At 39.8% G+C, this 25,632-nt stretch carries 25 protein-coding genes and 4 pseudogenes; 7 read left to right on the top strand and 22 right to left on the bottom strand.

Annotation, left to right across the window (positions count from 1 at the left end):
• Nucleotides 1-915: ABC transporter permease (locus AC075L_RS13175; RefSeq protein WP_476387791.1), on the top strand; the 915-nt coding region annotated here is incomplete at its 5' end.
• A gap of 79 nt (nucleotides 916-994) precedes the next feature.
• Here the strand turns inward: AC075L_RS13175 and AC075L_RS13170 are convergent.
• From AC075L_RS13170 to AC075L_RS13080, 19 genes are all read right to left on the bottom strand, one after another.
• Complete coding sequence (locus AC075L_RS13170) at nucleotides 995-1,855, bottom strand: urease accessory protein UreD (RefSeq protein WP_020993180.1); 861 nt, start codon at nucleotides 1,853-1,855, stop codon at nucleotides 995-997.
• A 12-nt stretch (nucleotides 1,856-1,867) separates the two neighbouring features.
• Nucleotides 1,868-2,476 (bottom strand): urease accessory protein UreG, encoded by a 609-nt coding sequence (gene ureG / locus AC075L_RS13165; RefSeq protein ID WP_008705089.1) that lies wholly within the window; start codon nucleotides 2,474-2,476, stop codon nucleotides 1,868-1,870.
• A 152-nt stretch (nucleotides 2,477-2,628) separates the two neighbouring features.
• Nucleotides 2,629-3,084 carry an urease accessory protein UreF gene (locus AC075L_RS13160; protein WP_476387790.1) on the bottom strand — a complete coding sequence of 152 codons (456 nt, stop codon included), beginning with the start codon at nucleotides 3,082-3,084 and terminating at the stop codon, nucleotides 2,629-2,631.
• Nucleotides 2,996-3,319, bottom strand: coding sequence for an urease accessory protein UreF (locus tag AC075L_RS13155; protein WP_476387789.1), 324 nt, complete (start codon nucleotides 3,317-3,319; stop codon nucleotides 2,996-2,998). Before AC075L_RS13155 ends, AC075L_RS13160 begins: the two co-directional genes overlap by 89 nt.
• A gap of 18 nt (nucleotides 3,320-3,337) precedes the next feature.
• Nucleotides 3,338-3,814 (bottom strand): urease accessory protein UreE, encoded by a 477-nt coding sequence (locus AC075L_RS13150; RefSeq protein ID WP_020993181.1) that lies wholly within the window; start codon nucleotides 3,812-3,814, stop codon nucleotides 3,338-3,340.
• An 80-nt stretch (nucleotides 3,815-3,894) separates the two neighbouring features.
• Nucleotides 3,895-4,401: an AmiS/UreI family transporter gene (locus AC075L_RS13145; protein WP_008705095.1), complete on the bottom strand. Its 507-nt coding sequence runs from the start codon at nucleotides 4,399-4,401 to the stop codon at nucleotides 3,895-3,897.
• A 258-nt stretch (nucleotides 4,402-4,659) separates the two neighbouring features.
• Nucleotides 4,660-6,381 carry an urease subunit beta gene (gene ureB / locus AC075L_RS13140; RefSeq protein WP_008705097.1) on the bottom strand — a complete coding sequence of 574 codons (1,722 nt, stop codon included), beginning with the start codon at nucleotides 6,379-6,381 and terminating at the stop codon, nucleotides 4,660-4,662.
• A gap of 12 nt (nucleotides 6,382-6,393) precedes the next feature.
• Nucleotides 6,394-6,753 carry an urease subunit beta gene (gene ureB, locus AC075L_RS13135; protein WP_173697199.1) on the bottom strand — a complete coding sequence of 120 codons (360 nt, stop codon included), beginning with the start codon at nucleotides 6,751-6,753 and terminating at the stop codon, nucleotides 6,394-6,396.
• Nucleotides 6,754-6,767: 14 nt separating this feature from the next.
• On the bottom strand, nucleotides 6,768-7,070 hold the full coding sequence (gene ureA / locus AC075L_RS13130; protein WP_008705098.1) for an urease subunit gamma: 303 nt from the start codon (nucleotides 7,068-7,070) through the stop codon (nucleotides 6,768-6,770).
• 384 nt (nucleotides 7,071-7,454) lie between these two features.
• Entirely contained in the window at nucleotides 7,455-8,177 is a 723-nt protein-coding gene (locus AC075L_RS13125; protein WP_055058812.1) for an amino acid ABC transporter ATP-binding protein, read from the bottom strand.
• Nucleotides 8,170-8,838: an amino acid ABC transporter permease gene (locus AC075L_RS13120; RefSeq protein ID WP_476387788.1), complete on the bottom strand. Its 669-nt coding sequence runs from the start codon at nucleotides 8,836-8,838 to the stop codon at nucleotides 8,170-8,172. Before AC075L_RS13120 ends, AC075L_RS13125 begins: the two co-directional genes overlap by 8 nt.
• Nucleotides 8,804-9,652, bottom strand: coding sequence for a basic amino acid ABC transporter substrate-binding protein (locus AC075L_RS13115; protein ID WP_476387787.1), 849 nt, complete (start codon nucleotides 9,650-9,652; stop codon nucleotides 8,804-8,806). Before AC075L_RS13115 ends, AC075L_RS13120 begins: the two co-directional genes overlap by 35 nt.
• Nucleotides 9,653-9,676: 24 nt before the next feature.
• A complete protein-coding gene (locus AC075L_RS13110; protein ID WP_055058823.1) occupies nucleotides 9,677-10,513 on the bottom strand; it encodes a sugar phosphate isomerase/epimerase family protein in 837 nt (278 codons plus the stop codon).
• 66 nt (nucleotides 10,514-10,579) lie between these two features.
• Nucleotides 10,580-11,566, bottom strand: coding sequence for an SIS domain-containing protein (locus AC075L_RS13105; protein WP_173700945.1), 987 nt, complete (start codon nucleotides 11,564-11,566; stop codon nucleotides 10,580-10,582).
• Nucleotides 11,567-11,709: 143 nt separating this feature from the next.
• Nucleotides 11,710-12,570 carry a PfkB family carbohydrate kinase gene (locus AC075L_RS13100; protein ID WP_025577722.1) on the bottom strand — a complete coding sequence of 287 codons (861 nt, stop codon included), beginning with the start codon at nucleotides 12,568-12,570 and terminating at the stop codon, nucleotides 11,710-11,712.
• A 59-nt stretch (nucleotides 12,571-12,629) separates the two neighbouring features.
• Nucleotides 12,630-13,601 (bottom strand): SIS domain-containing protein, encoded by a 972-nt coding sequence (locus AC075L_RS13095; RefSeq protein WP_055058814.1) that lies wholly within the window; start codon nucleotides 13,599-13,601, stop codon nucleotides 12,630-12,632.
• Between the two features lie 43 nt (nucleotides 13,602-13,644).
• Entirely contained in the window at nucleotides 13,645-15,066 is a 1,422-nt protein-coding gene (locus tag AC075L_RS13090) for a YfcC family protein (RefSeq protein WP_055058815.1), read from the bottom strand.
• A 35-nt stretch (nucleotides 15,067-15,101) separates the two neighbouring features.
• Nucleotides 15,102-16,673 (bottom strand): amidohydrolase family protein, encoded by a 1,572-nt coding sequence (locus AC075L_RS13085; protein ID WP_055058816.1) that lies wholly within the window; start codon nucleotides 16,671-16,673, stop codon nucleotides 15,102-15,104.
• 269 nt (nucleotides 16,674-16,942) lie between these two features.
• Entirely contained in the window at nucleotides 16,943-17,665 is a 723-nt protein-coding gene (locus AC075L_RS13080; protein WP_055058817.1) for a GntR family transcriptional regulator, read from the bottom strand.
• 347 nt (nucleotides 17,666-18,012) lie between these two features.
• Between AC075L_RS13080 and AC075L_RS13075 the strand changes: the two are divergent.
• The 4 genes and pseudogenes from AC075L_RS13075 to AC075L_RS13060 form a co-directional block, all read left to right on the top strand.
• Nucleotides 18,013-18,318 (top strand): annotated as a pseudogene (locus AC075L_RS13075) (IS1634 family transposase); the annotation flags it as partial.
• A gap of 142 nt (nucleotides 18,319-18,460) precedes the next feature.
• Entirely contained in the window at nucleotides 18,461-18,583 is a 123-nt protein-coding gene (locus AC075L_RS13070; RefSeq protein WP_259838393.1) for a hypothetical protein, read from the top strand.
• Nucleotides 18,584-18,671: 88 nt separating this feature from the next.
• A pseudogene (locus AC075L_RS13065) lies at nucleotides 18,672-18,863 on the top strand (IS1634 family transposase); the annotation flags it as partial.
• 289 nt (nucleotides 18,864-19,152) lie between these two features.
• Complete coding sequence (locus AC075L_RS13060; RefSeq protein WP_008705100.1) at nucleotides 19,153-20,337, top strand: SAM-dependent methyltransferase; 1,185 nt, start codon at nucleotides 19,153-19,155, stop codon at nucleotides 20,335-20,337.
• Nucleotides 20,338-20,688: 351 nt separating this feature from the next.
• Here the strand turns inward: AC075L_RS13060 and AC075L_RS13055 are convergent.
• Nucleotides 20,689-20,925, bottom strand: a pseudogene (locus AC075L_RS13055) (DUF6783 domain-containing protein); the annotation flags it as partial.
• On the opposite strand from AC075L_RS13055, the gene AC075L_RS13050 reads away from it, so the two are divergent.
• Together AC075L_RS13050 and AC075L_RS13045 are read left to right on the top strand one after the other, a co-directional pair.
• Complete coding sequence (locus AC075L_RS13050; RefSeq protein WP_318269296.1) at nucleotides 20,884-20,973, top strand: DUF6783 domain-containing protein; 90 nt, start codon at nucleotides 20,884-20,886, stop codon at nucleotides 20,971-20,973. The pseudogene AC075L_RS13055 and the gene AC075L_RS13050 sit on opposite strands and share 42 nt — an antisense overlap.
• A 93-nt stretch (nucleotides 20,974-21,066) precedes the next feature.
• Nucleotides 21,067-23,097, top strand: coding sequence for a right-handed parallel beta-helix repeat-containing protein (locus AC075L_RS13045; RefSeq protein WP_128868134.1), 2,031 nt, complete (start codon nucleotides 21,067-21,069; stop codon nucleotides 23,095-23,097).
• Between the two features lie 214 nt (nucleotides 23,098-23,311).
• Here AC075L_RS13045 and AC075L_RS13040 read toward each other — a convergent pair whose 3' ends face one another.
• Complete coding sequence (locus AC075L_RS13040) at nucleotides 23,312-24,679, bottom strand: MATE family efflux transporter (protein ID WP_192927219.1); 1,368 nt, start codon at nucleotides 24,677-24,679, stop codon at nucleotides 23,312-23,314.
• 89 nt (nucleotides 24,680-24,768) lie between these two features.
• Nucleotides 24,769-25,632, bottom strand: a pseudogene (locus AC075L_RS13035) (glycoside hydrolase family 32 protein); the annotation flags it as partial.

The following is a 25,632-nucleotide window of genomic DNA, read 5'->3' as shown; positions in this document are numbered from 1 at the left end:
GTGCTCGACGGAGATATTTCTCCTATGCTGGAGCCGGACAATAACGCCATTGCCATTGCGGTTTCCTTAGATGACTACGGTAATCTGCTCAATCCTGAATACTACCCCAAGGTGGGAGACACGATCACGGCTACCTATGCGGATGATGTGAAATATATCGACAGCCGCACCGGAGAACTCCGCACCGAAGATACACCGGAGGAGTACCGTCAGAAAAAACTGTATGGAGCCAGAGATGTAGAGTACACGGTCTGCGCCTTGGTAGAACTTCCGAATTCCATGAGTTATCGTTATAGCGGCGTTGGCTATGATGCAGTTTTGTCTGTGGACACCGCACAGAGGGACAGCGGTGGTGCAGCCATTCCGATGCTCTACCTGTTCGACACAGCGGACGAAGCGGACGAGGCCGAAGCAGAGCAATATCTATCGAAGCTCACTGCCGGTGAGTTTTCGCCCTTGATGTATGAAAGCAAGGCCACGGCTCGCTCTGAATTTGCTCAGTTCCGGCAGATGTTCCTTCTGATAGGTGGTATCCTCTGTGCTATCATCGGGCTGGTGGGACTCTTAAATTTCTTCAACGCCATGATGACCGGTATTCTTTCCCGCCGCCGTGAATTTGCTGTGCTTCAGGCTGTAGGAATGACGAACCGGCAGCTCAAAACCATGCTGATCTACGAGGGATTGTTTTACGCAATGTCCTCCGTAGCAGTGGCCTTTATTCTGTCGCTGGCGGTGGGACCTCTTGCAGGAAAAATGCTGGGCAGTATGTTCTGGTTCTTTGAGTATCAATTCACCATTCTGCCTGTCCTGCTGACAATTCCGGTATTTCTTCTGCTGGGGTGGCTGATTCCTTGCATGATGTATGACAACGCAGCGAAATGCAGCGTTGTAGAGCAATTAAGGGATGCTCAATGATTCTCCGCCTGCGGCGGGTCGCCTCAGCGACATAATTCTATACATCAGCACAAAAAATGGCGGGATTTCCCGCCATTTTTTATATTTGTTCTTTTTCGTATAATTTCTTGATTTTTTCCGCTACCTGCTGCAGTTTCTGAGCACGATAACCGAAGATTCTCAACGCCAGATCTCCGGTTGTGAGACGGGTAACGCCTCCATCTATTTCCGAATCTTCATCAAGGATCTGCCAGATTTTTTCCTGAAGTTCCAGATTGATTGCTGAATCTGCTGACTTTACACTCCCGGATTCCTGACTGCAACTTTCACCATCTCTGCTGCAGATCTTAGAAAGAAACAGGTTTGCCATATGTGTGTAGCCCTCGTACATTCCGATTCCTTCCATGGGCATTTTGTCCGGTTCGTAGCTGGTATTATCACGATAAATCAGTTTGTCTCCTCTGTACAACAGGACTTTTGAGGAGAATCTGCGGTACTGAAAACGTTCGTCATGAGCGTTTCGACCACAGGAGATGATCTCCAGCAGGAATAAACGGGAGGTTTCGTCTTCCAGATGGATAGTCATCTTGCTGTCAAAGGCTGACTGTGCGAAAGGAATCACCGGCTGTGGATAGTAATATAATGTGGCGTTTTTGTCTACCTGCACTTCAATGGTTCGGGCGGCTGAGCCTTCGTCCATTTTGTGGATTTTCTCAAAGGACTGGGACAGGACTTCCAGGTCTGCGCCTTCCTTTACATGATAGGAAAATTCCTGGGAATCGCCTGCCATAATTCCTGCGGAAGCACAGAGCGGCATGATCTGGATCCCACCGTTTTCTTTTTCGAAAGGCATCATGATCTTGTATGGTGCTGTAAAAGACAGATCTTCCAGAATAGTCCTTCCGTCTTTTAAGGCTGCGCAGGCGCTGATGCGGGATATTTTTCCGAATTTGTTATCCATAGGCATTTTCCTTTACATTCCTTCCAGGAGTACGTTTTTCTTGATCCACTCTACCACTTTATCTACGTTCTCATCTCCGCGGATATTTGTAAACTGGAATGGTCTGTCACCACGCATTTTTTTGGAATCTCTTTCCATTACTTCAAGACTTGCACCTACATATGGAGCCAAGTCTATCTTATTAATTACAAGAAGATCAGAACGTGTGATTCCAGGACCGCCTTTACGCGGAATCTTATCTCCTTCTGCTACATCAATGACGAAGATGGTTGCATCTACCAGCTCCGGACTGAATGTTGCAGACAGGTTATCTCCGCCGCTTTCGATAAAAAGAAGTTCAATATCAGGGAAGCGTTCCATCATCTCATCTACTGCTTCCAGATTCATGGAAGCGTCTTCACGTATGGCTGTGTGAGGGCATCCGCCTGTCTCTACACCAATGATCCTCTCTACAGGAAGAACGCTGTTCTTTGCAAGGAACTGGGCGTCTTCTTTTGTGTAGATATCATTTGTGATGACACCAATGCTGTAATCCTTTGCCATCTTTCTTGACAGTGCTTCAATAAGTGCTGTTTTTCCGGAACCCACAGGTCCGGCAACTCCGATTTTTACGTATGACATAACCGATTTCCTCTTTTCTACTTTACTTGTTGATAGCTTCTTATAATCTGTTTACTGACTTTCCACATATTATTTTTGAAGATTTCATATTATACACATGATTCTGTTTCTATCCACGCTTGAGCCTGGAATAAACTAATACCAAATTCAAGCTACGACATATATAGCCTGGAATACAACTTCTCATGCTGGATTCCTCTGATATCAAATCCAGGTGCAGAGAGACATAAGTCCTCCTCACTTCTGTTCATGACATCCTTTAATATCTCATCAAATTCCCCATAGCATCCGCTCAGAAGCTGCTGCCCGGATGTCTGGCTGAGGGGGATTGTTTTTACGCAGTTGGTGACGATTGCAGATGTCTGGGCATATAGATAATGTGTCAGCGCCTCTTCCAGAGGAATCTGCATTTCTGCACAGAAAACTCCGTAAATACAGCAATGATTTACTGCTTTTCCCTTTCTTGCATCCAGATATTCTCTGAAAATCCCTGTTTCGCTGATGGAAAGTCCAAGCTTTTCAATGGTCTTGGCAAAACGGGAACCCATTTTTCTGGCAGCTTCTCTCTGTTCCATAGGAATTCTGGATGCTTCCAGAAGTTCTTCCAAGTACAGAAGTTCCTGCAGGTCTTTTTCCTGCAGCTTCGTATGCAAGTCTGGCTGCCAGAAGTTCTGTATACGCAAGATTCCATTTGATTTTGTGAGTGATGTACTCTCTGGCTGTGTCTACATTATGGACAATTCCACGCTGAATATAAGTCTCAAGTCCCTGGGAGTGGGAATATCCTCCGATAGGGAACAGCGCATCATTTACCTGTAGAAGATAGAACTGTTTTTCTGACATGAAGAACCTCCGTTGTTATTAATGATGATGATTATGAATACTTGCAGAAATTCTCTTGTCAAAGTCCAGCTTCAACACTTCTTTCTCTGCCTGAACTCCATGGATTTTCTGAAGCATAACAAGCATTGGCTCATTATAGATCGTGATAAACGTATCATTCTCTCCCCAGAAAAGCGGTGCGTGTCTGTTTCCGATTTCATAGCAGACCTTTGCAGACATTTTCTCATGTCCGGGAGTCAGAGAAACACGGATAACTTCGCATGGCGGTGTGTTTACCACTACAAGCTTCTCATTATCTGCATAGATCACATCATCCTGATACAGACCTCTGGCGAGAATGGAATCGTCCATGCGGATTCCCACTTCTGTTCCTTTGTCTGTTATTTTTTTATGTATTTTCTTAAATGCTTCGTGCCATTCGATATCTACATATTCTATTGTTTTTCCTGTAATATCAAAATCATGAAGCTTTCCTAAAACCTGTTCACACAGCATTATTTTCAACCTCCAGAATCTGCTTTATGTTTTATTAATACCACCTGTTCTCCAATTGATAAGGTTTATTGATTGTGTTCTTACCAAATCTGAAGTAGCATCATAACTCCAGGAACCCATGCAGTTACGATTCCTTCAAATACCTGAAGATATGGAACGAATTTTCCCAGTTTTTTTCCGCAGATATCTTCTACGAAAGCAGTTCCCCAGAGAATTGCCCACAGATACCAGATTGCTGCCCAACGCAGATCCGGTGTGATTCCCAGTGCAGTGCTTCCTGTAAATCCCTCGATTGTACCGAAGATCACCGCATTGATGGCTACAAAAGTAGAAAACCATGCAAATGGGATAGGGCTTGCTTTCAGGAATTTACTCAGGGCTACGAAAAGATAGGTAAAACAGAACAGCAGTCCTGTTCCTGCTGCATAATAATTGCCCTGCACCAGATTGACAAAGTTAATAAATAAAGAAAGACCACCTGTAAAGATGTTCATAATGGCGGTTGATTTTCCGTCTACATTGTATAAAGAACACATACCGTTGTTGATCAGTACGATTCCTACGAATAAAAGACAAACTCCTAACATAATATTCTCTCCTCTCCTGCTTCTTCAGTATATTTTTCTGTTTATATTTCGTAAGTGGAAATACTTTTATTCAACACGCATAACAAGATGAATAAATCCAGCTTATTTTCATATAAAAATCAGAATTTTATACTGACAGGACTGTCATTATATTGTTTGGTAAGTTCTTATAAAAGTTCTCACAAAACTCCATAAATAACAGTCCTGCGAATATCATTTTTATGATCAGATAACCAGAATGTAATGGTTTAAAGTTGTTTAGAACAGACTGTAAAGCTGTGTCAGCGGAAGCTTCTCTGCCGGTTTGGAAGTGATCTCTTCGCCGTCAACAGTAACCTTATATGTCTCCGGATCTACAGTCAGTTCCGGTGTTCTGTCGTTAAATACCATATCTTTTTTGCTGATATTTCTGCATCCCTTTACAGGTACTACAGTTTTCTCAAGACCGTATTTCTCTTTTACATTTTCATCCATGGCAGCCTGGGATACAAAGGTCAGGCAGGCTTCATTCTTAGCTTTTCCATGAGCTGCAAACATTGGCTGATAGAGAACCGGCTGTGTAGTCGGAATGGATGCATTTGCATCGCCCATCTTAGATGCAATGATCATACCGCCTTTGATGATAATATCCGGTTTTGCACCAAAGAACACAGGATTCCAGAGAACGAGGTCTGCGAATTTACCTTCTTCCACAGAGCCCACATACTGGGAAATACCGTGTGTGATTGCCGGATTAATGGTATATTTGGAGATATAACGTTTTACACGGAAGTTGTCATTGTCATGTCCTGCATCTTCCGGAAGTGCACCTCTCTCATCTTTCATCTTACTTGCTGTCTGCCAGGTACGTGTAATAACCTCACCTACACGTCCCATAGCCTGAGAGTCAGAGCTCATCATACTGAAGATACCCATATCATGAAGAACATCCTCTGCTGCGATTGTCTCAGGACGGATTCGGGAATCTGCAAATGCAACATCTTCCGGAATTCTCTTGTCAAGGTGATGGCAGACCATCAGCATATCCAGATGCTCATCCAGAGTGTTTACTGTATATGGCATTGTAGGGTTTGTGGAGGATGGCAGTACGTTCGGAGCTGCTGCTGCGCGGATGATATCCGGTGCATGTCCACCGCCTGCACCCTCTGTATGATAAGTATGGATGGTTCTGCCGCCGATAGCTGCAAGTGTATCTTCCACACATCCACCTTCATTTAATGTGTCTGTATGGATGGCAACCTGTACATCATATTCATCTGCCACATTCAGACAGTGATTGATAACTGCAGGTGTTGCACCCCAGTCCTCATGGATCTTCAGTCCCATAGCTCCAGCCTTGACCTGCTCAATGAGAGGAGCTTCGTCTGAGCAGTTACCTTTTCCAAGGAAACCTAAGTTCATCGGGTATTCCTCGGCTGCCTTTAACATCATTTTTAAGTTCCATGGTCCAGGTGTACAGGTAGTCGCATTTGTACCGTCTGCAGGGCCTGTACCACCACCGATCATAGTAGTTACACCGCTGTATAATGCACAGTCGATCTGCTGCGGACTGATGAAATGGATATGGGTATCAATTCCACCTGCAGTTACGATCATTCCCTCTCCTGCAAGTGCTTCTGTAGATGCGCCCACTGTCATTCCGGGTGTCACACCATCCATGATGTCCGGGTTTCCGGCTTTACCGATTCCTGCAATCTTGCCGTCTTTGATACCGATATCTGCTTTTACGATTCCTGTAGAGTCTACGATCAATGCATTGGTAATTACCAGATCCAGATCTCCGTCTTTGCTACAGGTTTTAACAGACTGTCCCATACCGTCACGGATAGTCTTGCCGCCGCCGAACTTTACTTCGTCTCCATAGGTTGTATAATCTTTTTCTACCTCGATCACAAGGCTTGTATCTGCCAGACGTACCTTATCTCCTGTAGTCGGGCCATACATTGCCGCATATTTGCTTCCGGAAATTTTTGTACTCATTGTTGTCCCTCCTTACAGAAATCCTTTTAATTTCGCAGTTTCCATGGATGCTACTTTTGTATCGTCAGTTGCCTGGGCGCGGGTGAGATCATTCAGTCCGAATACTCTCTGTCTGCCGCCCATTTCTGTAAGCTGAACCTCTTTTTCTTCACCCGGCTCAAATCTTACAGATGTTCCTGAAGGAATGTCCAGATGATATCCATAGGCTTTTTCCCTGTCAAAAGAAAGGCATTTATTTACTTCAAAGAAGTGAAAATGAGAACCGACCTGAACCGGTCTGTCGCCTTTGTTTGCCACTGTTACTGTCACTGTTTTCTTGCCTTCATTAAGTGTGATCTCACGATCTGCGGCCATAATTTCACCGATCTTCATGCTCATTCTCCTCCTTACTGAATTGGATTATGTACTGTCACAAGCTTGGTTCCATCCGGGAATGTTGCCTCTACCTGAACTTCACCGATCATATCAGCAACACCGTCCATTACGTCATCCTTTGTAAGGATTTTGGTTCCAAGCTGCATCAGCTCTACTACTGTTTTACCATCTCTTGCAAGCTCCAGGAGTTCAGAACTGATATACGCAAGTGCCTCCACGTAATTCAGTTTCAGACCTCTTTCCTTTCTCTCTTTTGCAAGATTTCCTGCCATATGAAGCATTAATTTTTCCTGTTCTTTGGGATTCAGCCTCATGATATTCCTCCTCTCGAATTGTGCGGATTATAATATGCAAAAATCTGTTACTGTTCACTCCGTTCTCAGTAACGTAGCCAAAATTCATTCCAGATTGCCTGCGGCAATGGAATTTTGGCTTGTATGTCTCGGGATTTTGGCGTATTCATGCCAAAACACCTCGCGGGATAGTGGTGTGTGAACAGTAATAAAAATCCTCGCAGTACACAAAAAAGAGCAGGCAATGGGATTCTTTCTCAGACCCCATTGTCTGCTCTTTGTACGAAAATTTTTATATAGGGGATTATAACTTGTGTTTCTTTGATGGTCAAGATGTTTTTTGTGAATTTTTTGTTTTTTACATTACACCAACCATAACACTATCTTCTTTTTGTAACTCGAATTTTATAAAACTTTCGCAAGAAATTCTTTCGTTCTCTTATGTTGTGGCTTTTCAAATACTTCTTCTGGAGAACCGTCTTCTAATATAGCTCCCTGATCAAAAAACAATACCCTGTCACTCACTTCTCTGGCAAATCCCATTTCATGGGTAACTATAAGCATTGTAATTCCCTCTCCTGCCAATTTCTTCATTACATCAAGTACTTCTCCTACCATTTCAGGATCTAATGCTGAAGTTGGTTCATCAAATAAAAGAATTTCAGGATTCATAGCCAGTGCTCTTATAATCGCAACCCTTTGTTTTTGACCTCCGGAAAGCTTTGATGGATAAGACAGTGCTTTCTTCTCCAACCCAATTCTTTTTAACAGTCCTATTGCTTTTTCATCCGCTTCTTCTTTTTTCCATTTTCCTAATCTTACAGGTGCAAGAGTTATATTTTTCAGCACTGTCATGTTTGGAAATAAATTGAAATGCTGAAATACCATTCCTACATTTTCTCGATATTTATCAATATCTTTCCTTTTTTCCAGAATGCGCTCCCCTTCTATAATAATTTCTCCTTCATCTGGTACCTCCAGAAGATTCAGGCATCTCAAAAAAGTAGATTTTCCAGATCCTGAAGGGCCAATAATACAGACACATTCACCTTTTCGTATTTCTATATTAATACCCTTGAGAACCTGCACATTTCCAAAAGATTTTTTCAGATTATGTACACTAATCACTTTGTCTCATTCTCCTTTCCATCTTTTCGAGAAATATAGAGAGTATTTTCACAATCAGATAATACATAATTCCAGCAGTTATCAATGGTATAAACATCTGATAGGTTCTTGATGAAACATAACTAGAAGCTTTGGTAAGATCCATAATACCTACATATCCCAAAATGGAAGTTTCCTTAATCAACTGTATAAATTCATTTCCCATTGCAGGCAGAATATTTTTTAAAGCCTGTGGAATAATAATAAATCTCATTGTATCTTTATATCCAAGTCCCAGAGATCTTCCGGCTTCCTGCTGTCCTTTATCAACTGCCATAATTCCGGCACGTATCACCTCAGACACGTAGGCACCACTGTTAATCCCGAAGCTCACAACTGCTGCCACATATCCCAACCGGCTATGAAAGACAGCAAAATACACGATCATCAATTGTAATACCGAAGGGGTTCCACGAATCACATCTACATATATATGGATAATCCTCGACAATACAGTTTCTTTTTTCTTACGATCGGCATTCAATTTTATCATTGCTGCCATTAATCCAATCACAGTTCCCAAAAGTACTGACATGATTGAAACCAGGAGCGTAACCTGTAGTCCATTCAGGTAATATTTCCAACGGTTATCCTGCAGAAAAAATAAATTTGAAAGTTCCAATTATTCCTGTGTTATCTGCTATCTGAACTTGCGTTGTATCATTTTCTCCTGAGAAAAATTTTTCATAAATCTGGTCATATTCTCCATTATCTTTTAACTTTTTCAGTCCCTTATTTACTGTATTTAAAAGTTCTGTATTTCCTTTTTCAATACAATACACTGTATCCTCTTCCGTTCCATCCACTTTCTGATAAACAATATCATCATTCTGTCTGCAGTAAATCTCTGCCATAATAGTATCAATTAAGACAGCATTTACACCTCCGTTTTTCAGTTCCATTACTGCACTTGCAGCGTTTTTAAAGCGGACAACTGTTGCATTTTCAACAACACCATAGTCTGTATTCTCTCCGGATACAATGAAATCACTCTGGGATCCTTCCAAAACTGCTACTCTTTTCCCGGATAATCCAGCAAAATCATACAAAGGTGTTTTCTGACTGCTTACAATACTCTGGGATCCCGTATAATAAACATCCGAAAAATCTACACTTTTTTCCCTTTCTTTTGTTGGTCCTATCGCTGCCGCAATAATTTGAATATTTCCGGTTTCCATAGAACCAACCAAAGAATCAAAGGGCATATCTTTCCATTCCAATTCCAGATTTTCTTCTTGGGCAATTGCTTCCAGAAGTTCATAATCAAAACCCGTGAGATTTCCATCACTGTCCAGATATTCAAACGGTGCATATTCTGCATTCGTTCCGACAGTTATCTTTTCCTTAGCATAGACACTCTGCGTTCTACATGCACATAAGAAAAACAGAGTAAGCATGATGCATGAAAAAATTTTTATTCTCATTTTATCACTCATAGCTGGTCTCCTATAATGTGAGTTTTAGCGTATAAATGTTTCATATGCTTTCATATTCTGTTTATCTGCCCTAGCCGGATCTTTAAAATAGTCAAATTCTGTAATTTCCTGTCCCAGATATCCCTTATATCCATGACGATTGATTGCCTTCAGAAACTCCTCAAGATTATGCGTTCCATCCCCCCAAATCAGATGACCATAAGGATTTCCATCAATAAAATGCATGTGGATAATATCATCTCCAAGTATATCAAACCATTGATCAATTGTTTCACCGGCAACTCCCATTGCTGTGGTATCAATCATCGCTTTCAGATTTGGATGATTTACTTCATCCAGCATTCTTTTTACATCATATACCGTAGTAGCAAGGTTGGATTCCTGCGGACGAAGAGATTCCATTGCCAGTCGGATATTTTTTGTTTTGGCATATTCTGCCAGAACAGACAGCATTTCCCTTGAACGTTTCCAGGCTTCCTCCCTGTCTTCATTCCAATATCCCCATCCTGAATTGATTGCCATTGTTTCTACACCCAATTCTTCACCGGCATCCAGAGCTTTCTTAAAATATGCCATACTTTTTTCAAACTGCTCTTTTTCCTGTGCAGCGAACTGATATTGGTATGTACAATTTTCCGGTGTAATCACCTTCACAGTCAAATCTCTTTCATCAAGAAGTTTTCTGACATGTTTACAGTCAGAATATTCTATATAGCTTAAAAAGAAATGCGGTGTTCCAGGCCATAACTCAATTGTTTTAAATCCGGCTTCTTTTTGTGCATCAAGAAAATATTCCAATGAATAAAATAAATAATGAATATTCATACCTGCCAATTGTTCTCTGTTGATTAATTTCTCCATTTTATCCTCCATGCTTTCTTCTGTTACCTGTTCACAGCTCAATAATACCCATATAATTTCACTTTCCTATTTTTCCAGTTTACTACCCATATATCTATGAAAATCAGGATCTGACGGAATATTCAAATCTATCTTTCTTGCCCGTGATGTCATAACAAACAACATTTGTACAGGCAGAATATATTCCAGAATTGAAAACTCAGGATCGTCTGTAAATTTACAGTTCAGTATATATTTTATATTTTCATCTACCTGTTTGGAATTAATCCCAAATAAACAGTAACCCTGCTTTGTATAATAATCGAACAATTTTTCCATTCGATTTCTTTCATAACCATTAGGTGGAAAAATATATAAAAAGTTAGTTTTTGAAGTGACAGCATTATACATACCATGCATAAATTCTTCTGCCTCATATCCCCTCACCGGAAATCTGCAGGTCTCAGAAAATTTTAATATTCCCTCCAGTAGCAAACTCCTCATTTTATTACCGGAAATAAGTATCATATCTTCATTATCTTTTAGTTTCTCTGATATTTCTGAGCACCAGAGTTTGCTTATCTGCAGAATATTTTTCATATTCTTTATTACAACATCTATTCGCTTTTTATAGTTTTCAGCTTCTTTTTCTGTAATCCTTCCAATGCTTTCGGCAGTATCAATAATCCATATCATCAAAGTCAATACTGTTGCCGTAAAACCTTTGGTTGTTGCACCAGCATCTTCATAACCACATTCAATATATATGTTAGCATCTGCATGTCTGGTAATTTCCGTATCATATTCACCGGTCATTGAAATTGTGACAATGCCGCGCTCTCTAACATCATCCAGTGCCTTTATGACTGCTGCACTGGTTCCCTGTTGTGAAATTCCTGTTACCACTGCGCTTTTTGAAATAAGTTCATAATCCTCTATAAGCATTACTGGGTATACAGGTGTAACCCGTATACCCAGTAATTTCTTTGCAAAATCGGCTACAGCTACTGCTGCATTATAAGAAGATCCTGAACCTGTCAGGTAAATTTCTGATATTTTCTTATCTTTCAGCACTCTGTTGCTGTCCTCAAGAATTTCCTTCTTATTTTCCAATATGTATTGCAGGATATCAGGAGTCTCATATATGTAATCCATTGCATTTCCATGGTACAGCATATATTTTCTCCTCTTTGTCATTCACTCTATATATTATATTTCTAATCCTCGTATGGTTTTCCGTATCCAAAAGCACCATTGAGTGTACATACATGTGCTGCAAATTTAGAAGCTTCTTTTAAAGAAGTACGGATTGCTTCCTGTCTGTCAGTTCCTCTTTTCAGCTGATCAATATAACAATCCATAAAAGAGGTCAAAAAAGAATCTCCGGCACCCATTGTATCTACCACATTGTCAATAAGTGTTGCCGGCTGTGTATAAAACTGTTCACCATCATACATAATGCAGCCTTTAGAACCTCTGGTAAGAGATACCAACTCCGGTCCCAGGGAATGAATAAATTTCAGATGTTCTTTTGCTGCTTCATCATCTCCGTCAAAAGAACAAAATGCATATGTAATGTATGGTGCATATTTTTCATAATATTCTTTGGAAGAGTCATCAGAAAAATCGAAGGAAATTTTTATACCAGCCTCTTTCATAACTTTCAGCTGTGATTCTGTATAGCAATAATTTCCCGTATGCACAAAATCAAATTCTTTCATATATTCAAGGTCAAAACGGTCAAGAATATACGGAGTCTTTCCTCTTACTCCACCTTCATTATAATCCCCAAATATACGGTCTCCATCACGAAGTGTACATTTAGACCATCCGTTTTCTCCTACCAACTGTTTGCACTTTACAGTTTCAATTCCAAGTTCATTTAATACTGAAATTACAAATTCTGCAATGTCATCACTTCCAAAATATCCCATATATGCAGCTCTCTCTACACCAAACATTTTGGAATATGCACACAGATTTACACAGTTCCCGCCTGGATACATCATATGAGAATGTTCATACAGATCAACTACATTATCACCAAATCCCAGTACTTTTGTATTATACTTTACCATTTTTCTTCTCCTTTTTCATCTGGCAGATTCATATCTGCCAGACTTGTTACGAAAGAATATTAATATTCTACAACACCCATGTATCTTCTCATATCAAGAGGATGTCTTCTCTTGTCCTGTAAACCTGTACGATATGCTACTGACATTGCATAGAATACCATTGGGCAGAAGTATTCATTTACGCTTTCGTCAATTGCATCAATTCCAAGTTCCTTAGCATCAATTACTTCATATTTCTTTCCGTATTTTTTCAGGAAAGTAAGTGCTCGTTCATCCATAACTCTGGCTGCACCTGTTCCCATAAGAAGAATGTAGAGATGGTCTTCATCTGTGCATTCGAATGGCCCATGGAAATATTCACCGGAATGCAGATAGCAGCAATCCATCCACTGCATTTCCTGAAGAGAACAGATAGAGAAACCATATGCCTGTGAATAAGAAGCACCAGAGCCCATAATATAAAGGAACGGCTCTTCAAAATATTTCTCAGCAAATACCCATGTACGGTTCTGTACTTTCTTTACTGCTGCACGGACAATACCGTCAGCTTTTTCAAGTCCATCCAGTACAGCTTCATATTTTGTATAAGATGGCTCCTGTAACTTCATCAGTTCATTAAGAACACGCATTACAATTCCCTGCGGTCTTTCTTTTTCATTTGTATCATCTTCCCAGCTATATACGACTGGATTCATATCTTCCTGTGCACAGATAGAATTTGGATTATGTGTCATAGTAATCACTGCTGCACCACGTTCTTTGGCAAGTTTCGCTGCATTTACAGTTTCATTTGTATTACCACCATGAGAGCAAAGAATTACAAGTGCACCCTTTTTCAGAAATTTGGATGGGGATACAATCAACTCTTTTGCTGTAAGCCAATGAGAGTGCATAGTTTCTGATTCTGCATTGATAAAATAGAATCCCGGATAAAGATCCACTAAAGAACCTCCACATGCTGTAAAAAATACATCTTTAATCTGTCCCTGCTCTTCATAGATTTTTTTGATTAATTCTTCTGGTCTGTTCATTTTAATAATCTCCTTTTATTTATATTTTTTATTTTATAGTTTTCTATAATCCTGCTGAAATTGTACAGAATACAATTGCTATAACAGCCATGATCAAAAACATTTTCCAGATAGTTTTCCACCACTGTCCAAATGAAATCTTGCAGATTGCAAGCCCCGCTACTGTTGTTCCTGCTACTGGACTCATAAGGTTTGTCAACTGATTTCCATACTGTAAAGCTGTAACTGCCGCTTCCGGATTTACACCATGAAGGTCACATAAAGGTGCCATGATTGGCATAGATAATGCTGCCAGTCCTGAGGAGGACGGTACTAACAATGTCAGTAAAGACTGAACCACATACATCACTGCCGAGAAAACAACATTATTGGATTTTTCTACCAGTCCACTTAATGCATTTAAAATAGTATCAATAATCATTCCATCCTGCGCAATTACCATGATTCCACTGCAAAAACCAATTACCATAGCTGCAAATGCAATATCCTTTACGCCATTGATAAACTCTTCTGCTATTTCTGTTTCATTCATACCACCAAAGATTCCCATCAGGATTCCCATTCCCAGAAAACACATGGATAATTCATTCATATACCAGCCATTTTTTACAAGTCCTACTACCACTATAACCATTCCGATTACAAAAGTGAGGAGCACCAGCTTCTGACGAATTGTCATTTCCTGATTAAAATCAATATCCGTATTCATTTCTTTTTTCTTGAGCAAATCATCCTGATACGTAATAGACTTTTCAGGATTTTTCTTAATCTTAAATGCTCTCCAGGTTACAAAAGCAATAACCAAAGCCATCATAATCACAAACTGGAGCATTCTAAATACCAGCTGTGGATTTCCCTGAATCCCGGCAATGCCCTGTGCAATCAATACACAAAATGGATTTACTGTAGATGCAGCATAACCAACTGTTGCAGATAAGCAGACTGTCATAAAAGTAGTCATGGAATCATATCCCATTGCAAACATAATTGGCATGATCAATAAATAAAATGGAATCAACTCATCTGACATTCCAAAGGTACTTCCACCCAATCCAAAAAGAACCATTAGAATCGGTATGATCAGAATTTCTTTTGCTCCAAGTTTTTTCACAATCTTCTGAATTCCCATATTCAGTGCATTAGTCTTGGCCATAATCTGAAATACACCGCCGATAATAAAGACAAATGCAAGAACCTCTACCATCTGTTGAATTCCTTTTCCAGGTGCCATAAGTACCTGAGCAATTCCCTGTCTTAAATTTGTTCCATCTTCAAGAACTTTATCTACCGAATGATAAGTTCCTGCTACTGCTACACTTCTTTCTCCTGCAGAAGTTTCCATTACCTTTCGTTCAAACTCACCACTTGGAAGAATCCATGTAAGTATTGCCACTACAATTATCAGGAAAAAAATCAATGTGAGCACATGTGGCATATGAAGTTTGAATTTTTTCTTTTCTTCCATTTTACCTTCCCCTTTTCTTATTGTTTTCTGTCAGATCAGTTTTTTTCTGTCTGACTATTTTCTGTAAAAACGGTTCTTCCGTCCATGATTGTCATTACAACCCTTGCATCCCTGGCATCTACCGGATTAATTTCAAGTAAATTTCTGTCAAACACAGTAATATCTGCCAGTTTCCCTTCTTCTAACGTTCCAAGCACTTCTTCCATACCCAGATTTTTCTGTCCACCGATTGTCCATGCTTTCAGAAGTTCCGGTACAGTAAGAGTATTTTCTGATTGAAATGCTTCAGCACGTCCATCCATGTATCCTCCACAGGAATAATAGATAGATTCCGGTATACTGGTAAGCAGTAACGGTAAATCTGTGGCACCACTTAAATTCATTCCACTGTCTTGCATTTTACGGCGGTTCCAGTAATATTTTCCACGCTCTGTACCTATCGTCTGTTTAATATTATTAATCAGCACATCTGCCGGATCCAGTGACATAATCTGAAAATATAATTCTGCTGTTACCCCAATCCGACCAAGGATTTCCAAATCCTTTGGATCTGTAAACTCCATATCTGTAATTGCATGTCTGTTTTTCAGCTTTCCCTGAACCTTCTTGCATTTCTGATAAATTTCTGTAATTTTTCCTACTGCACCATCTCCCTGTGCATGTAAAGACCATCTGAAATCTTCTGCATCTGCTGCCAGAACGTCTTTTTCAATTTCTTCATATGGAACCGGATCTTTACAGCAGAAATCCTGATTTTCATATGGCTCTTTTAAATCACCCTTATAAGAAGCAATCGTACCATCAGTCATCCGGTTAAAACCACTGAAACGAATCTTATTTCCTGTAAACTGCTCTCTCATTCTGCGGGCATAAACAAGATTCATTCCTTCACCTACAGGCTGTGACATAAAGAAGGTTCTCAGATTAAGATCTTCAGAATCTTCCAGTTCTTTAAGATAATCTGTAAATCCATAGAAGTCATCAAATCCCATTTCCTTTACAGTAGTTACCCCTCTGGAATTCATCATTTTCATATAATCTGAAAATTCCTTTTTAATAAATTCCCGGTCATTCAGATATTCTCTCATGATGCGGTAATAGCTTTCCGGATAACATGTTTCTGCCGAAAACTGATAAATATTTCTGGCTTTCTGATTCATAATACAACAGGAACGATCTGCCGAAAAAATGATCACCGCTTTATTTGGAAATTTCTCTTCCAGCATTTCTTCTCCGTTCTGCCTGTCCCACATCTCCGGATTCCATCCATGCCCCAGTAATGCTCCCTCCGGATGTCTCTTCTGCTCATATTTTCTCAGAATACAGCATCCCTCTTCATTATCTGTCACTTTCGAAAAATCTGCTCCTACATGATAAATTGCATATCCGGTAAAAAATGTATGAGTATCTGTAATTCCCGGCATAACCAGTTCATCCCTGAAATTAAGAACTTCCTGTGCCTGATTCAAAATATCTTTTTCAGGTTTTCCTGCTTTTTTTTCGACAATATGATTTCCACTTAAACACAGATATCCTTCGTAATCTTTCTCATTTATACCGTCAAAAAGATGTTTTGCAATAATCACTTTTGAAAATCTTTTTTTCATTTATCACGTCCTCCTTTCTTGGTTTGTATTATATCATCATATAACGTCATAATACAATATGATCTTTTGGGCAAATCATAACTTTGTGAATTCTTGATATTTTATTCTTTATTTTTTTGTCTATAACACACAAAAAAAGGATTTCCGTTTCTCATTTTCAGAGTATATTTCTGTGCTGAAAACAAGATTTGAAATCCTTCTTTTTATTCAATATAACCTTTCGTGTTTAAACGGTTCTTCACCATCTATTAATATTACATTTTCGTTGTCTATATGGAAATTTTGTAACGTGAACCAGCAATAATTTCATAACTGATATATAAAGGTTCTTCTTTTTCATTATTAATATAGCTTGCCAGAATCATAACAGGTTCTCCTTCATTCATTCTAAGGTATCCTGCCACTGGTTGAGAAACTGTACTGACTTCTACTGTACTTCTCGCTTTTTCAGATTCTTTCATATGATATTCTTTATTGAGAAGACGTGTAAGAGATCCATTTTCCAGCTTTTCCACCTGAAAATCTGGAAGAAAATCGGTTGGAATATAAATATGTTCATAAATAATCGGCAAGTTATCGGCTGACAAAATTCGTTCTATGTGATATATCTTAGTATGTTCAGGTTTAAAAAAATCCTGCTGCCATTCCTGCATTTCCATAATATGACAGGAAATGATATGTGAAGACGGCTTTCTTCCATTTGAACGACACGCTTCAGAAAAACTCATGTTGTTATCATTTTCTATTTTACGATATATTTTGGGTATTTCCACAAAAGTTCCTTTTCCCTGTCTTTTTACAAGAAATCCCTGAGAGCATAACTCTTCAATTGTTCTGCGCACTGTAATCCTGCTGACCTGATAGGCAGCGGATAATTCTCCTTCTGTGGGAATCTGATCTCCCTCCTTATATGTTCCCTTTCGAATCTGATCTTTTATCTCTTTCATTAACTGAGCATATAATGGTAACTGTGATTTTTTATCCAAACTCATTGATGACTCCTTCCATATGCAAACATTATATAATGTTATATTATATCATATTTCTTAGAAAATCGCAAAAAACTGTCAGAAAAAAATCAGAATCCGACATTGTCAGTGAACACGGGAGTTTGACAGTTGAATATAAGAAAAAATGCTTGCAGTCCTTATGGTACCTGCTTTTTTATGTCAAATTTTTTGCTTTATTTTATAGTATTATATAGCATTATTTTCAGAAGTGTGTAGAGGGATTTTCCATGAAAGTAACTACATCAAAATCAAAAAATTCGGAATCCTTTTATATTGCCAAAAGCTATATTAACAATAAGGGAAATGCAAATAAACAAACTTCTTTAAAACCACAGTATGCAAGATATCAGAAATCCGTTTGAGATGCCCAGATAGAACGTGCTGAAAAAATGCTCAGCACCGGTACGATAAAGAAGGAACGTAGGAATCCGAATGATCCTGCTCGATTCATAGGGAAAGTCGCAGCAACTGAAGATGGAGAAACTGCAAAGATCCACAATTATCTGGACACAGAAAAGATCGAACAGGAAGCCTTATATGATGGGATGTATGCAGTAACTACAGACCTCTTAGACGATGACGTAAAAGATATCTTAAAAGTCAGCGAAGGTCGTTGGAATATTATGCCGATATTTTAGAAATGCCGATTTTTGACTTTCTGAAATATTGGATTTATAAGACTTTGTAAATATATCGGCATTTCTCACTATAGAGACGTAATCAGTCATTATTATAGTATTTCATTTGATGAGTATGAGACAATCTATGAGATAAGCGATGTTGATGATGAAGACACGGTATAAACTTAGCGATAGTGACAGTTCCATCTTTAAGGATGATGTGATGTTCAAGTATGCCAATGACGAAGATACTATCAAGCGGCTTTGTGGATTGAAATAAATGCCGATAGTTCATTACTTGTGCCTGACATTGGGTCAGGCATGGAATCTTATAGAAAATTTATCGGCATTTCTAAAATATCGACATATGGGAAATCGAGAAATGTTTCCGTATAATGAAAACTGATTTTGAAACAAAACCATTTTTTCTTCAAGACGATATACGCATAAAAGCCCATTTCCTTATCTGTTTCCTTGCATTAGTGATATATCGTTACCTTGAAAGAGACCTGGAAAATGCCATCAGCTACGAAACGATCTTGGATAAACTAAGAACGATGAAAAGGCCGGGAATAAAATACTATATTCCAAAACAACACAAAAAATCGCCGAACCTCAGTAAAATCAAGAGGTACAGCAATTTTTTTGTTTAGTAACTGTCAAAGACAGGATTATAACTTGTGTTTCTTTGATGGTCAAGATGTTTTTTGTGAACTTTTTGTTTCTTCTTCTATTTCCATTATTCTGCTACAAGTCTAACCAATTTCCCAGATATCTTTGTTTAATTCTCCCCTTGACGATAAGCGCCCCCAAAGGTGTATCATAGTTTTGTGTTAAAGGAGGTATATTATGTTTGAGACATTAGGAGAAAAGGCTGAAGAAAAAGCAATGGTGCAATTCCTTGAACGCTTTACGGACTATCCATTTCTGGTAAAGTTCAAGAATTCCGAATATCCAATCGGAGAGGGAGAACCCACATTTACAGTAAATTTTAAGGAAACAATTCCTCTGGCCGAGCTGCTAAAAAGCACTTCCCTGGCATTAGGCGAGGCTTATATGCGGGGAGATCTGGATATTGAAGGAAATCTTTACGAGGCACTGGATCATTTTCTGGGACAGATGAGCAAATTTTCTACCAATGAATCTGCTCTGAAAAAGATCATGTTCAGTTCTACATCCAAAAAAAATCAGGAAAAGGAAGTCACCAGCCACTATGATATCGGAAATGATTTTTATAAATTATGGCTAGACGAAACCATGAGTTATTCCTGTGGCTACTTCATTCATGACGATGACTCTTTATATCAGGCACAGGTTAATAAAGTAGATTATATTCTGAAAAAATTACACCTGGAAGAAGGTATGAGTCTTCTTGATATCGGCTGCGGATGGGGTTTTCTGCTGATTGAGGCTGCCAAAAAATACAAAGTACATGGTACAGGAATCACTTTAAGCCACGAACAATATACAGAATTCCAGAAGCGTATCAAAGATCAGGGCCTGGAAGATTATCTTACAGTGGAACTGATGGATTACCGTGATCTGCCGAAACATAACTATCAGTTTGACCGGGTAGTCAGTGTGGGAATGCTGGAACATGTTGGCCGTGACAATTATCAGCTCTTTCTTGACTGTGTAGAGAAAGTTCTGAAACCGGGCGGATTATTCCTGCTTCATTTTATCAGTGCACTGAAAGAACATCCGGGTGATCCATGGATTAAGAAATATATCTTTCCAGGCGGAACCGTTCCCAGTCTGAGAGAAATCCTGAATCATATGGCAGAGGACAATTTCCACACTCTGGACATTGAAAATCTGCGTCTGCATTACAATAAAACTCTGCTCCACTGGGAAAAGAATTTCCGTGAGAATATAGAAAAGGAAAAGACCATGTTTGATGAATCCTTCCTGCGTATGTGGGAACTTTACCTGTCAGCATGTGCTGCAACCTTCCATAACGGAATTATTGATCTGCACCAGATTCTGATGACTAAAGGAATCAATAATGATCTGCCAATGACACGCTGGTATTAAAATAACTGCCTGGATTTTTGTTTTTAAAATCCAGGCAGTATATATATGATATTCCAGTACAGACCAGTAATCCATAGCAAGGGTTCTGAGCTGAATTTCTACCAGTTCCTTCTGTCTGCTCCTCTTCCTTTTTCCTCGGAACCGGCTTCTCACTCTGCTTATCCTGTTTTTTATTCTTTGATTTCTTTTTATTCATGATAGCCTGCACTTTCTGAAAATATTTGTATTTTTTATAATATATCATCTGCAGAGTATTTACATCAAAATCTATGTGATATGCAGGCAAAAGTTACTGGTAAATAAAGCCCGGTATTTACTCACTATTTTAAGTTTTAAGTATCAAGATTTATTCTATTTACAGGATTTTTGCCAGAAATTCTTTCGTTCTCTTATTTTCGAATCCGACGTTTTCAGTGAACAGTAATGAATCATCACAAAATTCATACAAAATGACACAGGATTCCATTGTTTCGCTGCATATCTACATGCTACACTAGAGTATATCTGAAAAATCATTCCCGCAATCTGCACGCCCCACTTTGCGGTATATTTTGTCCGAATTCGGTTGTCGTAGTCCACTACGACGCCCTCATCCGAACAAAATCTCCCACAAATTGTGACGCACATCTTGCGTAAAGCATTTTTCAGACACGCTCTAGATTACATATCTTATGGGCATTTCGCCCGCAAACAGAAGGATTCAGGCCAAAAGGCCGGGAGGTTTTTATAATGATTATTTACGTTGATGCATCCGTGATCCAGACCGGAAACGGAACAAAAGAAAATCCATTCAAAACTATTCAGGAGGCCGCTGCAAAGGCACTTCCGGGAGATGAAGTCATCGTTGCACCGGGATTATACCGTGAAGCTGTTAATCCGATTCACGCTGGAACGGCAGACAAGCGTATCACCTACCGTTCTGCAATAAAAGGACAGGCGCACATTACAGGAAGTGAAGCTGTCAAAGACTGGGAAAATGTAGAAGGCACTGTATGGAAAGCAGTCATTCCGAACGGAATCTTCGGTGATTATAACCCATTTACTACCCTGGTATCCGGAGATTGGTTTATCGCTACATTTATTGCTCATACAGGAGATGTATATCTGAATGAAAAATCCATGTATGAAGTAACCACTCTGGATAAAGTTAAAAATCCACAAAAAAGTACTATCTCATGGGATCCTGATTTCTCTGTATATACATGGTACGCAGAACAGGATGAAGCCAATAATCAGACAATTATTTATGCAAACTTCCATGAAAAAGATCCCAATAAAGAAAATGTTGAGATCAGTGTAAGAAGAAACTGCTTCTATCCAGAAAGTGAAGGAATCGGATATATCACTCTCTCCGGTTTCCGCATCAGTCAGGCTGCTACTCAGTGGGCTCCCCCTACCGCTTATCAGGAGGGAATGGTCGGTCCTCACTGGTCCAAAGGATGGATCATCGAAGACTGTGAAATCTATGAATCCAAATGCAGCGGTATTTCTCTTGGTAAATATCTGCAGCCTGAAAATGATAACAAATGGTTAAAGTGGAAATACAAAGACGGAACTCAGACAGAACGCGACTGCATCTGCCAGGCTTCCTATGAAGGATGGGATAAAGAACACATCGGTTCCCATATTGTGCGCAGATGTGAAATCCATGACTGCGGTCAGACAGGTATTGTAGGACATCTTGGAGGCGTATTCTCTGTTATTGAAGATAACCATATCCACCACATTAATAACAAGCAGAATCTGGCAGGAGCAGAGATTGGCGGTATCAAAATGCATGCTGCTATCGATGTTATTTTCCGCCGCAACCATATCCACAACTGCACCCGTGGTCTGTGGCTTGACTGGCAGGCACAGGGAACCCGCGTTACAGGAAATCTCTTCCATGACAATGCTCTTCCTAATGACTTCGAGGCAGGGGATGACGCTGTCACAAGCGTAGGAGAAGATATCTTCGTTGAGGTTTCCCATGGTCCGACATTGATCGACCACAATATCCTGCTGTCTGACCGTGCACTGAAAATTGCAACCCAGGGTGTTGCCCTTGTACATAACCTGATCTGCGGCGGCTTCGTTTCTGTTGGTATCGGTACAGACAACGGTGCACCTGATATTCCATCTCCGAGATATACTCCATATCACACCAAACACGGAACTCAGGTTGCAGGATTTATGACCATCCTTCATGGAGATGACAGATTCTACAACAACATCTTCGTTCAGAAACCGATCCGTCCTTGTATGCAGGATCTGGCTGATCTTATGGGTAACAATGGAAATATGTGGGATGACTGCAATGTGATCACAGGAACTTTCAAATTTAACGGATATCCAACCTTTGATGAATGGAACAGACAGTTCGAAGGTTACTGCGGAATGGGTTCTGAAACAACAGGCAACTGCTATTATGATCATCTTCCTGTATGGGCATCCGGCAATCTCTATTTCAATGGAGCACGTGCATGGGAAAAAGAAACAAATGCAGTCACAGATGCAGAACACACTGTAGATATCTCTGTTGAAGAGAAAGAAGATGGCTGGTATCTGAAGACCAACCTGTATGATATCATCAAAGAAGAAAACGACGGTATCATCTCAACTGAAACACTTGGTATGGCATTCGAACCGGAGCAGAAATACGAAAATCCTGACGGAAGCCCGATTATCTTTAATCAGGATTTCTTTGGAAATCACAGAGATGTCAAAACTGTCGCAGGACCATTTACGGATAAAAAAGCATCTGAGCAGAAGCTCTTTTAAACTGGTATCCATATAGTCAATAGCTTTACCATATCATAAAAACAGCTATGAAGAGTACAGATATTTTTATCTGCTGCTCTTGCATAGCTGTTTTCTTATTTTGTCATACTTTTATTATAGCAGTCCTAATAAATAATGCATTTAAGACAGTTCAGCAGAGTGCGAAAGACAAGGAAGATATCTGACGCAGAATTTCACACTCTGATGGGCTGGATTATGATGCATTATTTACTCGGACTGCTATAGATGCAAGCATTTTTGTAGACTTTCGGATGCACCACAGGCATGTCGGAAAAATATAGCAGGTTGCTGTGATCCAGGCAGTCTGGTCTGCGAAGCAGATGGCTGTGAAGCCAAAAGTTCCTACAAATCCAAGACAGACAACTGTTCTGGCGATCATTTCTGTTACGCCGGAGAAAACGGCTCTGCCTGAATATCCAAGTCCTTGAGTTACCATACGGGCGACATTGAGAATACCAAGACTCCAGTAGAAAAATCCCATACATCTGAGGTATTTGGCAGAGGCATCCAGAACTGCCACCGCACTCTTTCCAACAAACAGCATAGAAAGTGTATGCCCTGCAAAAATCAGTAAAATTCCTGCCGCAATACCATATCCTACTCCCACTGTAATACCACAGCGCAATCCTTTCTTAATCCTGTCAGACTGTCCTGCTCCAAGATTTTGGCTGCAGAATACAGAAGCAGAGGTTGCGATAGCATCAAATGGACACATGGTAAACTGCTTGATCTTCATTGCTGCAGTAAAAGCTGATACATATGTACTTCCAAGCCCGTTGTTCGCAGACTGCATAACCATACTTCCGATAGCTGTGATGGAGAATTGAAGTCCCGTAGGCATTCCCATTGCCAGAAGTTCCTTTACTGCATCCCCTTTTATTGTCCTGTTTTCTTTCTTGAGCCACAGAAGTTTCATTTTGCGGATAATAAAAATAAGGCACAAGATTCCACTGATCGCCTGTGCGGAAATGGTTGCAATGGCAGCTCCGGCACATCCAAGTTTCAGCACTACGATACAGAATAAATCCAGAAAAATGTTCAGAACAGCAGATAACGCCAGAAATATAAACGGTGTCCTGCTGTCTCCCACTGACCTCAAAATACTGGACAGATAGTTATATAAAATCGTAAAAGGAATCCCCAGGAAAATGATTAGCAGATAACTATATGCATTGTCATAAATGTCTCCTGGTACAGATAAAATATGCAGAATCTGAGGACATAAAACACTGCATAATGCTGTCAGGATCACTGCGATTCCTGCACATAATACAGTTCCATTAAAGATATAATCCCGCATTTTTTCTATTTTCTCTGCACCGAAATATTTAGCTACAGGAACACCAAAGCCTGTACAGCTTCCCATGCAGAATCCCAGTACCAGAAACTGAATACTGCTGCTGGCTCCTACACTTGCCAGTGCTTTTGCGCCAAGAATCTGGCCTACGATCGCAGCATCAATAATATTATAGGTCTGTTGCAGCAAGTTTCCTAATAATAAAGGAAACGCGAACTGTAACATCAGTTTCAGCGGATTGCCCTTTATCATAGATGTGGTCATTTCTATTTATCCCTCATTTTCTATAACGTTTCCATAAGTCAAACAGATATTCGAAAAAATCTAAGATTCCGATTTCTGAAATCTCTGATTTATTTCCAGATGGATTTCATTTCACAAATTTTCACCTGCGCATCTTTATCACTGTTCAGACAGAATATCCCCTGTCTGTTACTATTGTAGAATAGTCTGGTTCCAACATCTTCTCCATCATTTAAATATACCTCAATTGTTCTTCCATCTACAAAAATTTCTGCATTTCTGCATTTCTCCACAGAAGAAACAAACTGTACCTTATCGCTCTTCACACCAGCCATTTTAAAGAATACTTTTCCCCCTTCTGCAGTCAGACTGATGGATTTATCCCCATCCTGACCAAGAAGAATGTTGAAATCTCCTGTTTCTTCAAATGATACAGATGCATAATATCTGTTATCTGCAATGGAGCCGACTTTGATTTCACTGCCTGTGCCTTCATATACTGTATCCCCCAGAAGAGTATAAACTTCCTCTACAGGTTTTGTATATACATGTTCATTCTTCACATGAAGTTCTCTTGGCAGAGTCATGCTTCCATAAGCTCCCGGCTCTGTAGCAATATGCTCTCCATAGAAATCACTGATCCAACCAATCAGGATTCTGCGGTCTTCATGCTGAAAACTCTGTGCTGCATAGCAGTTGCTTCCAAAGTCTACCCACTGCTGTGTATGAACATCCATTGCATCACCGTTCCAGTCTCCCACATAATATCTGCACTGCTGGAATCTTCCGTATTCATCATAATGGCTCATCCATGCGCCCATAGCTACATATTTATCATCCAATGGGAAAAAGTCCGGACACTCAATGGTTCTGATCTTTGTTTCCTCTGTAATCAGAGGACATCTGTATTTCCAGTTCTCTGCATCTTCAGATTCGTACAGAAGAAATGTTCCTTTTTCATCTATACATGCACC

This window comes from Blautia sp. ZXY-1-B12, from assembly GCF_056339915.1.
Note: the sequence above shows the minus strand (reverse complement) of the source record. Positions and strands in the feature narration are given on the sequence as shown.